General features: G+C 51.9%; 10 protein-coding genes. 6 read left to right on the top strand and 4 right to left on the bottom strand.

The window, feature by feature from the left end:
* The 3 genes from ABYP39_RS13230 to ABYP39_RS13220 all read left to right on the top strand — a co-directional run.
* On the top strand, window positions 1–648 hold a 648-nt coding region (locus ABYP39_RS13230), incomplete at its 5' end, for a type I glyceraldehyde-3-phosphate dehydrogenase (protein ID WP_372782962.1).
* A gap of 183 nt (window positions 649–831) precedes the next feature.
* The gene (locus ABYP39_RS13225) at window positions 832–1,338 is read left to right on the top strand and encodes a GNAT family N-acetyltransferase (RefSeq protein ID WP_372748993.1); all 507 of its coding nucleotides are present in this window, start codon (window positions 832–834) and stop codon (window positions 1,336–1,338) included.
* Between the two features lie 25 nt (window positions 1,339–1,363).
* Window positions 1,364–2,089, top strand: a complete 726-nt coding sequence (locus tag ABYP39_RS13220) for a DUF554 domain-containing protein (protein ID WP_372782960.1) — start codon at window positions 1,364–1,366, stop codon at window positions 2,087–2,089.
* Between the two features lie 3 nt (window positions 2,090–2,092).
* Here ABYP39_RS13220 and ABYP39_RS13215 read toward each other — a convergent pair whose 3' ends face one another.
* The gene (locus ABYP39_RS13215) at window positions 2,093–4,306 is read right to left on the bottom strand and encodes a TonB-dependent receptor (protein WP_372782958.1); all 2,214 of its coding nucleotides are present in this window, start codon (window positions 4,304–4,306) and stop codon (window positions 2,093–2,095) included.
* Window positions 4,307–4,383: 77 nt separating this feature from the next.
* Between ABYP39_RS13215 and ABYP39_RS13210 the strand changes: the two genes are divergently transcribed.
* Together ABYP39_RS13210 and ABYP39_RS13205 are read left to right on the top strand one after the other, a co-directional pair.
* On the top strand, window positions 4,384–4,929 hold the full coding sequence (locus tag ABYP39_RS13210) for a helix-turn-helix domain-containing protein (RefSeq protein WP_372749875.1): 546 nt from the start codon (window positions 4,384–4,386) through the stop codon (window positions 4,927–4,929).
* A 38-nt stretch (window positions 4,930–4,967) separates the two neighbouring features.
* Complete coding sequence (locus ABYP39_RS13205) at window positions 4,968–6,284, top strand: M14 family zinc carboxypeptidase (protein ID WP_372782956.1); 1,317 nt, start codon at window positions 4,968–4,970, stop codon at window positions 6,282–6,284.
* Window positions 6,285–6,399: 115 nt separating this feature from the next.
* Here the strand turns inward: ABYP39_RS13205 and ABYP39_RS13200 are convergent, their stop codons facing one another.
* Complete coding sequence (locus ABYP39_RS13200) at window positions 6,400–7,116, bottom strand: YebC/PmpR family DNA-binding transcriptional regulator (RefSeq protein WP_372782964.1); 717 nt, start codon at window positions 7,114–7,116, stop codon at window positions 6,400–6,402.
* A gap of 221 nt (window positions 7,117–7,337) precedes the next feature.
* Window positions 7,338–8,021, bottom strand: coding sequence for a TetR family transcriptional regulator (locus ABYP39_RS13195; RefSeq protein WP_372782954.1), 684 nt, complete (start codon window positions 8,019–8,021; stop codon window positions 7,338–7,340).
* 158 nt (window positions 8,022–8,179) lie between these two features.
* Between ABYP39_RS13195 and ABYP39_RS13190 the strand changes: the two genes are divergently transcribed.
* Entirely contained in the window at window positions 8,180–9,310 is a 1,131-nt protein-coding gene (locus tag ABYP39_RS13190) for an aromatic ring-hydroxylating dioxygenase subunit alpha (protein WP_372782952.1), read from the top strand.
* Between the two features lie 124 nt (window positions 9,311–9,434).
* Here the strand turns inward: ABYP39_RS13190 and ABYP39_RS13185 are convergent, their stop codons facing one another.
* On the bottom strand, window positions 9,435–11,675 hold the full coding sequence (locus tag ABYP39_RS13185; RefSeq protein WP_372765061.1) for an Orn/Lys/Arg decarboxylase N-terminal domain-containing protein: 2,241 nt from the start codon (window positions 11,673–11,675) through the stop codon (window positions 9,435–9,437).
* Window positions 11,676–12,206 lie beyond the last annotated feature (531 nt).

The following is a 12,206-nucleotide window of genomic DNA, read 5'->3' as shown; positions in this document are numbered from 1 at the left end:
GTCTACGGTGTAAATCACCATGTGCTGACACCCCAAAGTCAGATTATTTCCAATGCGTCCTGTACCACCAATTGCCTGGCCCCAATCGCTAAAGTGCTAAACGACGGCGTAGGTATTGAGTATGGTGCCATGACGACAATTCACGCCATGACCAATGATCAGAAATTGCATGACGTTTACCACCCCGACCTCTATCGTGCCCGAGCCGCCGGACAATCCATGATTCCGACTAAAACCGGTGCCGCTCAAGCTGTCGGGTTGGTGCTACCGGAACTGGCAGGCAAGCTCGACGGTATGGCCGTGCGTGTGCCAACAATCAACGTGTCGCTGATAGATTTTCATTTTCTTGCTGCTCGCGATACGTCTGTCGCAGAGATCAATGCTCTAGTGAAAGCCGCCGCCAACGGCCCCATGAGTTCAATATTGCACTACAACGAAGAGCCACTGGTCTCGATAGACTTTAATCACCAGAGCGCGTCCGCCATCTTCGATGCACCGCAAACATGTATCAATGGTCGCATGGTGAAAGTCATGGCGTGGTACGACAACGAATGGGCATTCGCCAATCGCATGCTCGATAGCTGCCGGGCATTGATGGCCACCGACATTCAACCACGCACGCCTGAAGCCGGCGCTAACGCCGCGTAACTTCCCCCTTGAAAAATAGCATGTCGATGTGATCCACCGCGCCGAATAAAAGCTATCGTCGCCGGAATTCTTGCCTGTCTAACGCGGAAAAAATTGCTCTGTACTAGAGATCTTCCCGTGATACCCCATTAATTAAATTCCTGTGGCAGAATAGGCGTCATATCGACTAGAGCCCAAAGTTAAATGCCAAGCACACCAGTAACAATTAGTCAGATTTGCTCCGATGACGATGCCGCAATTGGCGGCATTATACGAAAGGTGGGCGCCGAATTCGGCGCCGTGGGAGAGGGCTTTGGCCCCGGCGATGCCGAGGTTTCCGCCATGAGCCGCCACTATCTTCCTGAAGATGGTGCATGCTATCTGGTCGCCAAGCTGAACGGTCATGTCGTCGGTGGCGGCGGAATCGCACCGTTTAATTCAGACAAAGGTATTTGTGAGCTAAGAAAGCTCTTCCTCCTGCCCGAAAGCCGAGGCTACGGTATTGGACGCAGCCTTCTGGAACAGTGCCTCGATTTTGCAGTACTAACGGGTTACAGCGCCTGCTATTTGGATTCGCTTCGCTCCATGGAGACCGCTATAAAACTCTATGAGCGTTTTGGCTTCCAGCGCCTGGATGCGCCTATGGAAGGCACCCCTCATAACCGCTGCGATGTGTGGATGCTAAAAAGCTTACTTGCCAATAATGACTGATCGCTAGAAGCACCGGAACGCCGCTATGAGAAAAGTACAATGGCCAATTGGCACGCTAATCAACATGGCGGCTGTGGTAGCAGGCAGCCTAATCGGGTTGGGGCTTGAACAGCTCTTCTCTGCCGAAATGAAAAACATCCTGTTTCAGGCTGTGGGTCTGGGCGTACTCATCATGGGCATCAGCATGGCCCTGAAAATACCCGACTCCTACATGGTAGTGCTGATCATGAGCCTGATCCTCGGAGGCCTTATCGGACAAGCCGTTGGTCTGAGCGCGACGGCAGAGTTTCTGGGTAATCGCCTCGAGGCGGCACTCACGCTCGGTGACCCGCGCTTCACCGAAGGGTTGGTCACTGCTTTCATGATTTTCTGTGTCGGGTCGCTCACAGTTGTCGGTGCCATTCAGGAAGGTATCGAGGGAAACCGCGAGCTCCTCATGGTAAAGGCCGCCATCGATGGCATGGTCTCGATTGCGCTAGCGTCTGCGCTCGGGGTGGGCGTTCTGTTTTCGATTGTACCGATGCTTTTGTTCCAAGGCGGCATAACGGTGCTGGCAACGGTGTCGCGACAGCTATTTACCGAAGAAATTACTCGCTTAGTATCCGCGACTGGCGGCGTTTTGATTATGGCAATCGGTTTGTCGCTACTCGGTACTGCAGAGATCGACGTGATCAATCTGATGCCAGCGCTAATACTGGTGGTGGTTTTGAGCCGGGTGCGCAACAAGCTGGTTACGCTGTTACGCGCCTAAATGTCAGATATCGATGGCAACTCGAAACTCTATTGTACGCGGCCGTATGTAATAGACGTCTTGCCGATCTTCAGCGTTATAAAGTACGTTGGCAACGCCCCGCTCATCATCCAGATTGGTCGCCGCGAGAGACAGCGACAATTCGCGTTCTCCCCAACCGCGCCGTGCGGTAACCCGAGCATCCAGCGTTTCATAGCCGAGCACTTCAGCGCTTTTCTTAAGATCGTTCCAGGCCTCGCTGTAATAGCTGTGGCTCAAACTGGTATCGAGACTCCATTGCCCCAAGGTAAAGCCATAATTTAAGGTGGTAGCGGTTTGCCACTGGCTAGTTCCAGGCAGGGGAGTACCTTCGGGCACCGGTGTACCATCAGGCGAGTTAAAATCTTCTGTGGTATATGCATCGGTGTAGGCAGCACTTACCTGTAGCGTGAGTCCATCCAGCGGCGTAAGGTAGTTCACCGCCAGTTCTGCGCCGTCCACTTCTGCACTGCCAACGTTGTCGATAATATTAAAGAGATTGTCGGGGGTTCTCTGAACCATCTGCGGCTCGTCCCAGTCAATCTGAAAAATGGTTAGATCGGTAATCAGCGTATCTTCCAACCACGACATCCGCGCGCCGATCTCGTAGTTCCAGAGTGTGTCTGATTTAAAGATGGGAGGAACATCTGTCGTGGGGGTATCAGCTATAGTCTGGATACCCCCCATGCGAAATCCTTTAGAGGCACTAGCATAGACCATAAGTTCATCAAAGGGCGTCCATGTAATTGAAGCTTTGGGGTTCAAGCCAGACTCTGAAATACGGGCCACATTGGAATACTCCGGCGAAGCCGTAGCAACGAGAATAATCGCTCCAGATCCAACCACAGCACCATTGACCACCGAGCGGTAGTCTCGAAGTCCAAGGCTGACTTCCCAGTCAGGACTGAAAGCCCAACTAACATCCGTGAACAACGCGATCTCGCGTGCTTCGAGGTCGGCTGTAATTTCGGTTAGCACGACAGGCGGCAGAATGTTTGCGCCAAGTGGCAACAAGTTACTGCTGGACTGGTTAAGAAGCGTAGTACTGAAGAACTGGGTGTAATTTAGCGAGAATCCGCCAACAATCCATTTGATCGGACCGCCGTGATTTGATACCAATCTTAGCTCCTGAGTGTCGCCCTCAACGTCTTGAAATAGCTGAATCCGGGCTACTTCCGTGCCGATCAGGCTAGCATTGTTCACGAGACGAGTAGCGTCCAAATGCTGATCCAGAAACTTGGATATGCGACTCGTGGTAACGACAATATCCGCAAAAGGCGTGATGTAGGTGGCGGTCAAATTGGCGATATCAAAAGCTGTTTCCTGCCAACTGGGACCATATGAAGTGGAGCGAACGAGTTCACCATCGGTGTCACTAGAATAGGCCATTTCGTCGGCAAAGGATCGCTGTTCCATATACATGGCATCGATCAGTAATTTGTCGGTCGGCTCCCATGCCAACAAGGCGCGTTGGCTGGTTTGGTCCCGGCTGTCAATGTCTACCTCACCGTTACGCTCGTTATCAATAATCCCGCCCACATCGCGCTCCACATGAACAACCCGCATGGCTAAAGGATAATCACCACCGATGGGAATATTTAATGCGACCGACGTAGAGTAGGAATCTTCGCCCTCGTTTGTTTGACTGACGGAGCCACTTAGCTTGAGACGCCACTCACCAAATTCTGGTTTGGCAGGAACATAGCGCACCGCACCCGACAGACCAGAGCTGCCAAATAGTGTTCCCTGTGGACCCTTAAGAACCTCCACACTGGCCAAGTCAAAAGGGTTAACATCAGGGCTGACTGCAGAAAACATCGGATCGCTGAAGGACGTTTCACCGATCATGATCGCGGTGGTTTGCGAGGTGGTCAACCGAGCTGTATCCGCGCCGACGCCGCGGATGGTAATCCGGTTCTGATCCGTGCCGAGGGGATTTTGCGTGATACCGGGAATCTGATTTAGAAAGTCTGCCAGTTCCTGAGCCCCATCCTCTTCCAATGCAGCCCCTGAAAGGGCATTGATACTGGCCGGAATATCCCGCAAGGCCTGCTCGCGCTTGGTGGCCGTAACCAACACTTCCTCGATCTTGTTAGTCTGCGAAGATTCTGCCGCCCAGACGCTAGTTAGGCACGCCGCCGAGATCACCATTGCCGATCCAATACGGCTAAACGATAGGCAATTATCGATGATTGTCATGATGGGCTGCTCAATAGTGGTCACTTGTCCACTTAATGTATATAATTTAACCACCAATGGCAAGGACGGGCACACACGTGGGCAGAATTGGAGACAACGGGCGCGGCAAACTAATCGACGCTGCATTTAACTGTTTTGCTCAATTTGGCTATGAAAAGGCATCCAGTCGCTTAATAGCCGCAGAAGCCGGTGTAGCCCTAGGCCTGATACATCGACATTTCGAAGGAAAACGAGGCCTACTGGAAGCTACAGACATTAAATATCTGGAGTGGGCTCGCCAGCGCGCGCAACGGGGTCTGCCCACCTTGTGGGGTAGCGGCGGCGACCAACAGCTCAGCGAGAGCGACCAACTGGCAATTGCGTATTTGCAAAAAGCGGTAATGCAGCCGCGGCCAGGATCAAAAGAACTAACGCAAAAATGGCTCGAAATTGCCACCCAAGACATTATCGACGCGCAAAAGTCTGGGGTGATTGAATTGCATGCGACACCAGAACAATGCGCACGGATCTTACTCATGCTCGAAACCGGAGCATTAATACTTAGCGACGTGGGATTAGACGATCCGCATACCCAGAAAAATGACATGCTTAAAGCAATGTCACACATAATTACACCGTGCTGAAAAGCCGGCCTTTGATATTTCGACACAGGACAACAACCATGAGCGAAGCACTGACTTTTCCCACTATAGAGGCCCTCGAGCATCGCACAGATGAACTTCAGGCTAAGAAACTACCGAATGTAACAATTCAAGTTATTGGGAAAAGTCGCAGCGGGCGCGACATTAGAATGATCAGCATAGGGCAGGGCGCTCGCTCGGCGCTGATACTGGGCGTGCCACACCCTAACGAACCCGTGGGAGCGCTGACCGTCGAGTATCTGATTGATAAGATCCTGAACGACAAAACGTTACAGCAGCTGGATATCCAATGGCACTTCATAAAAGCCATTGACCCGGAGGGGCTGCGCTTAAATGAAGCGTGGTGCACTCAACCGCTTACTTTACGAAGTTACATGGAAAACCACTTCCGTCCCGCGCTGGCGCGGCAGCCAGAGTACACCTTCCCCCTAAACACCGACGATTACACGTTCACCCAATCGACCCCAGAAAATCTCGCCTGGCAAAAAGCACTAGATTTGGTGAAACCTGATTTTCAGTCCTCGCTCCATCACGCAGACCACGGCGGGGTATTTCACATTGTGAGCGACAACCACGCCGAACTCAGTCAAGCTTTGAGTGACATTGCCGCTAACTCTGGCTTGGGTGTAAATCCGGTCGGCGATCCCGGTGCACAAGCACAACCGTTTGCCGCCGGTGTATTCGCCTTTCCTAATATAAACGCCATGATTGGCGGCGAGGGTCCAATCGGCTGGTCTGCCGGCAACTCCGGTGCGCATTACGCCAAAAAGCAATTTGATACATTCTCACTAACCACCGAAGTACCCCTTTGGCATGACGCACGATTACTCGACACATCGCCATCTGGCAAAACACTGGGCGATGTCCTGGAATTCCAGCTAGCGCTGTTCAGTGAACTGACGGCGCTGCTGAAAACCCACGCTCCTTCATTTGAACCTTATATAGAAACTCAAGACCAGCGTGAAATTTTCGAGGCGCTTAAAGAATGGCACGTGAATGCTGATGGATTTGCGGCCGAACTCACGATGGCAGCGGGCGCGGTTGACCCAGCGACGCCATTGCCAACACACATTTATGCGCTCAGGTCTCAACTCACACTGGCAGCAATGCGTCCGGCCGGATTAATGCGACGACTCAGCCATGACCTGGTGCAGCATGTCGAATCAGAGGAACTCCTCGCAGCTGGCACCGATGCGAGTGTTTTTCTCGACAAGGCAATCATGCACTTTGAAGAGGAGGCAACATTGGAGCCTGTTGCGTTGAGCAAACTTGTTCAGATCCAAGCGGACGCCATACTGTTAACGCTGAAGCATCTTGCTACTGCTAAATCGAAGTAAGGTAAGAACACTCTAGCAATATACGTTCTGGTTTTTATTCTCGGGTACAGGACATACCGTTAATAACGGGGGCCATTCTCTGGCCCCTTAACTTTAATGGTATGAGTCGAATTTGCTATAGAACAGCGTCGTGATACACGCGTTGAACATCATCAAGGTCATCAAGCATATTCATAAACTTATCAAACTGCTCACGATGCTCTTCGCTGATCGGGGTGGAGCCCTTGGGAATGAACTGAATCTCGTCTACTTCAAACTCAATATCGGGAAAGCCTTCCAGCAACGCTGTTTTGGTTTTGAAGTACTCTGTATGTGGTACAAACACACTAAGAGAGCCCCCATCCGCCTCAATATCGGTTAGGTCAACCTCCGCCTCTAGCAGGCATTCCATCACAGCTTCTTCGTCGTCATGCGGGAATACGAAAATCGCCGAATGGTCAAAGCTGTGGCTGGTGGTGCCTTGAGTGCCAATTTTGCAGTCGGTTTTGGTAAAGCAAAGTCGCACATCGCCAAAAGTTCGATTGGGATTGTCGGTCAGGCATTCAATAATCACCATACAGCCACCAGGGCCAAAGCCTTCATAGCGAGCAGGCGAGTAGTCCTCACCAGCACCGCCCTGGGCCTTCTTGATGGCATTGTCGATAACGTGCGTCGGAACCTGATCGCGCTTGGCGCGCTCGATGAGCCCGCGCAGGGTCAGGTTGCCTGTAGGGTCACAGCCACCGGATTTAACGCAAACGTAGATTTCCCGAGCATAGCGGCTGTAAACCCGCGCTTTAGCATCAGAGGTTTTCGCCATTGAGTCTTTACGGTTTTGATATGCGCGTCCGATGACACTTACTCCTGTAGGAAGTTGCTGAGCAGCATTTTACCCTATTTATGGGAGATGCCAATCGTTGACAGCTCCCCTGCGCATGGCGAAGGGGATTCTGCATGAGAACTGAAATCCATACGCTGCCACTCATCATCAGACAAGCCCGTTGCCGATTCGACTGTTGTCATTTCCGCCGAGACACCTACCTTAGTAAATAGCGGGTTTCGCAGCTACTCGTCTCAGTTATCGCCCTGGCCCGTTATCGAAGGAGATCCGTCATGCAGCAGGTAGCGGCAGGCCAAATCGACTAACCCCTCAACAAATTCGCGCTCTTCCAGTAAGGCTGGCTCTCTGTCTATGGCAGCATCAATAGCGCCCCGCACAGCCATCAGCATAATCCTGGCGCCAAGTTTAGGTTCAGAAACTCGGAGCTCGTCGCGCCGCCTCTCCAGCACACTCTGCCACCAGTTTTCTCCCCATTCGACCCAATTCTGCGCGCCGTCAGGCGCAGTACGATAACTGATTTCAAAATCGCTGTAGTGGTGCCGGTAAAAGTCACGGTGCAGGTGTATGAGCTGTAGTGAGAGTTGCACTGGGGTTTCAATGAGGTGTCGAATTTCGTCGCGCAGGGGGAACGAACCCAACTTTCGCTCTTTGATGAGTTGACGGTAATACGCGTCGATTACGTTCACTTTCTCGTCGAATACATCGGCAAGGATTGCCTGTTTGTTGGGGTAGTAACGATAAACCGAGGCGATCCCAACCCCAGCACGTTCAGCAATGCGGTTCGTAGTCAACGCAGCGGCGCCCTCTTCCTCGAGGATGGCACATCCAGCTTCGCGTATAGCTTTGACCAGCGCCCGCGAGCGCGATTGCTTAGGCCGACGGCGGGGTTCGGCAGGTGTCGCAGTATTAGCGGCCATAAACCGGAGTTCCTCGCGGGATTAAAATTATTATCTATTAAAAACAGCTAGTTACCGACGAGCTGAGACCCAAAAACTGGAGTACCTGAATAGATACGCGTCTTTTATCCTTGAGGATAGTTCAACTGCGCTCAAGCGGGCAGTCCTAAGGAGTTTGCATGACACCCACAGAAAACCACCGAATCATAGACCGCATGTTACAACATCTAGCAGACGGCACAACCGACCTTGCACCCCACTCGATAGAGATTCCAAGCAGCGAATTTATTGATACAGCACGCTTTCAGCGCGAACGCCAGAAACTCTTTATGGAGATGCCGCAAGTCGTCGCGTTTTCAGGCGAAATAGCTCAACGAGGTAGCTATATGACTACCACCATACTAGACGTCCCTGTCCTATTAACGCGTGCTGCCGACGGCAAAGTCCGGGCATTCCTTAATGTTTGTAAGCACCGCGGTGCTCCAGTGGCGGCGGGGTGCGGCGAAGCTCGGCGTCTCACTTGCCCGTTTCATGGCTGGAGCTACGACCTCGACGGAAGTCTCGCAGGTCGCCGGGAAGCTGCTGCGTTTACTGACATGGAACACGACAGTAATTTGATAGCGCTGCCGGTCGCAGAAATGTGTGGATTGATCATTGTGGGTGCCCAGACAACAGTACCCCAGCAGAAGTTGGAAAACGCGCTGAGTGGTATTGACGCTGCGCTTGCGGGCTTTGATTTTACAGACGCGATGTCCGTCGGGCGGCACCGCTATGAAGCGGCAGCGAACTGGAAACTGGTTGCCGGGCTAAGTCATGAGGCGTACCACTTTGCGTCTGTGCACCGCAGCTCACTGGCGCCGCTGATGTATGACCGGGCGGTAGTCGACACTTTTGGGCAACACACACGCTGGGCCTTTGCATTTCGCGGTATTGAAAAGCTCGCAAAGATTGATGCTGCTCAGTGGCCGGATGCCTTTCCCGGGGCGATGAATCACACGATTTTCCCCGCCACAGTAATCGTGGTGAACTCGGGTGATGCCGAAATGATACGAGTGGAACCCGGGCTGCTGCCGGGTGAATCAGTGGTCTATTACTCAGGTGTTGCGCGCGACAAAGGCAATTTCGAGGCTTGTCGCGAGGCATTTGAATTTGGGGGGAAATTGTTTGAGGAAGAGGATCTTCCTGCGGCCGAAGCTTGTCAGAAAGGTCTTTCGGCGGGGCTACCGACTGTCATTGTAGGTCGTAACGAACCCGTGGTGCAGCATTGGCATCAATCCTGGAATAAAGCACTGGAGGGTGAAAAATACTAATTTTTACCTGTCTTTCAGACAGAAAAACTTACGACTGGAATCTGACACCCTTCGCAAGGATTACAGATTCCAGCCCAGCATCCTGGTTTATGGTGCTAAGTCCGGCGGCTATAAACACATAACGTTAGTCGCGCACGCAGTCTATATAGTACTCAACCTTGCCATCACGGGATTCTTTTACTAAGCCATGAATGTCAGTCTCAAAGCCAGGGAATTGCTCATTAAATGTTCGCGCAAATCGTAGGTATTCTACGATCGTTTTATTGAAACGTTCTCCTGGAATAAGCAAAGGTATGCCTGGAGGATAAGGCGTAACTAACATTGCTGTTATGCGATCTTCGAGCTCATCTATCGGCACGCGCTCAATATCACGGTGAGCCATTTTCGCCCAGGCATCGGAAGGGCGCATGGCTGGGGTCAGGTCACTGAGATACATTTCTGTTGTCAGACGAGCGACATCAAATTGGGCATATACGCCGTGGATTTGATCGCACAGGTCGCGTAATCCCATGGCTTCGTACCGAGGATGCTTTGCGATAAACTCCGGCATGCATCGCCACAAACGGGTATTTTTGTCGTAGCAATCCTTGAACTGCTGCAGTTCCGTGACCAGCGTGTTCCAGCGACCTTTGGTGATACCAATGGTGAACATGATAAAGAAGGAATACAGGCCACACTTTTCAACGATGATGCCGTGTTCACTCAAGTACTTGGTGAGAATGCCTGCCGGGATGCCATGCTCGGCAAAGTCACCATCCACGTCGAGCCCCGGATTGATGATGGTCGCTTTGATGGGATCCAGCATATTGAATCCATCCGCCAGATTGCCGAAGCCATGCCAGCGATCATTGGGTTTTAACATCCAATTTTCCTGTGGGCCCATGCCTTCTTCAGCAAGGTAATCTGGGCCCCACACCTTAAACCACCAGTCAGCCCCCCATTCGTCGTCGACCTTGCGCATGGCGCGCCTGAATTCCATCGCCTCAGCAATCGATTCCTCTACCAAGGCTGTGCCGCCCGGCGGTTCCATCATGGCGGCTGCGACATCACAGGACGCGATAATCGAGTACTGGGGCGATGTGGAGGTGTGCATCAAATACGCTTCGTTGAATAGGTCTTTATCCAGTTTGCGGTTACTGGAGTCCTGCACCAGAATCTGGGAGGCCTGCGAAATACCGGCGAGCAATTTGTGGGTGCTCTGAGTCGCGAAAACCATGGACTCGTCGCAGCGCTTCCGGTCTTCACCAATGGCGTGATAGTCACCGTAGAAATCGTGGAAGGCGGCGTGGGGCAGCCAGGCTTCATCGAAGTGCAGGGTATCGATTTTGCCGTCCAGCTCTTCCTTGATTTCCTCAACGTTGTAAAGCACACCGTCATAGGTGCTTTGCGTAATAGTCAGTACCCGCGGCTTTGCATTCTGGTCAGTGACAAACGGATTTTTCGCTATCTTTTTCTGGATATTTTCCCAGTTGAATTCACTTTTCGGAATGGGACCGATAATACCGAAGTTATTGCGCGTTGGCATAAGGAAGATGGGGATGGCGCCGGTCATGATGATCGAATGCAGGATCGATTTATGGCAGTTGCGGTCAACGACAACAATATCCCCCGCGGCTACCGTGGAGTTCCAGACAATCTTGTTGGATGTGGATGTGCCGTTGGTGACAAAGAACAGGTGATCGGCATGAAAAATGCGAGCCGCATTGCGCTCACTGGCGGCCACCGGCCCGGTGTGATCCAGCAGCTGACCCAGCTCATCGACCGCATTACACACATCTGCGCGCAGCATGTTTTCACCAAAAAACTGGTGAAACATATGACCCACCGGACTTTTCAGGAAGGCAACGCCGCCTGAGTGTCCGGGGCAATGCCAGGAGTAGGAGCCATCCGCGGCATAATCTACTAGGGCACGGAAAAAGGGTGGGGCCAAATTGTCCATATAGGCACGAGCTTCGCGAACGACATAGCGCGCAATAAACTCCGGCGTATCCTCAAACATATGAATAAAGCCGTGTAGCTCTCTCAATATGTCGTTGGGGATGTGCTGGGAAGTACGAGTCTCGCCGTAGAGAAAAATCGGAATATCAGGGTTTCGATGACGCAATTCGGCCACGAAGTCGCGTAATTGTTGCAGTGTGCTTTCGGCGTGCTCCTCACTGAATTCCTCATCATCAATACTGAGAATAAAGCAGGATGCCCTTGCTTGTTGCTGAACAAACGAAGTCAGGTCACCGTAGCTGGTAACGCCCAGTACTTCCATCCCTTGATCTTCAATGGGCTTGACCAATGAGCGGATACCAAGACCGGAGGTGTTCTCGGACCGGAAATCTTCATCAATGATGATGATCGGAAACTGGAAACGCATAAACAAACCTCAAAATTTAGGTGGTAACTGTATTAATCACATTGCAGAGCACAGTTGGTACTTCGTAGCGACTAGACGCGGATTGTCTTTCGACTTTCTGCTTATGTAAAACATTGTTTTAGACAAGCGCGATCGCCTTCTAGCTGCCCGGTTTGCTTTGCGCAATTTGCAAACTTGCAAATCGGGAAAAGCCTTTTACCTAGTGTAACCATCCCTGTAGTCGCGCGAGACGTGACCCTAATCCAGAGATAGCGGTTTTTCGGTATGCCACCATATTCTTCGGGGCATGGGAAAATAGACTCCAAAAAACCATTATAATATCAATAGGTTAGTATTTCCATGGACACGCGTTTCCACACATGTCGAAACAAACAGAATTTGACATCCTCTCGGGAGCTAAAGCTCTCCGAGATTCCCAAAAGCCATTACAGCTTTGGTCCCAGGGCGGCCTAAGCCGGTACCTTTCCTTCCGCAAGACGCTGGAGTCCCAGCGCGAGAATGTTTCTGGCGCTATTGATATCGCGCTGATGC

It is taken from the genome of Litorivivens sp. (assembly GCF_041625495.1).
Lineage (GTDB): Bacteria > Pseudomonadota > Gammaproteobacteria > Pseudomonadales > Spongiibacteraceae > Litorivivens.
The sequence above is the reverse complement of the archived record's forward strand: the minus strand, read 5'-3'. Positions and strand labels throughout refer to the sequence as shown.

What these genes read in the sequence shown, in the direction of transcription:
- ABYP39_RS13220 (WP_372782960.1), top strand. Translation starts at nt 1,364, where the DNA reads ATGAGAAAAGTACAATGGCCAATTGGCACGCTAATCAACATGGCGGCT.
- ABYP39_RS13225 (WP_372748993.1), top strand. Translation starts at nt 832, where the DNA reads ATGCCAAGCACACCAGTAACAATTAGTCAGATTTGCTCCGATGACGAT.
- ABYP39_RS13215 (WP_372782958.1), bottom strand. Translation starts at nt 4,306, where the DNA reads ATGACAATCATCGATAATTGCCTATCGTTTAGCCGTATTGGATCGGCA.
- ABYP39_RS13185 (WP_372765061.1), bottom strand. Translation starts at nt 11,675, where the DNA reads ATGCGTTTCCAGTTTCCGATCATCATCATTGATGAAGATTTCCGGTCC.
- ABYP39_RS13195 (WP_372782954.1), bottom strand. Translation starts at nt 8,021, where the DNA reads ATGGCCGCTAATACTGCGACACCTGCCGAACCCCGCCGTCGGCCTAAG.
- ABYP39_RS13205 (WP_372782956.1), top strand. Translation starts at nt 4,968, where the DNA reads ATGAGCGAAGCACTGACTTTTCCCACTATAGAGGCCCTCGAGCATCGC.
- ABYP39_RS13190 (WP_372782952.1), top strand. Translation starts at nt 8,180, where the DNA reads ATGACACCCACAGAAAACCACCGAATCATAGACCGCATGTTACAACAT.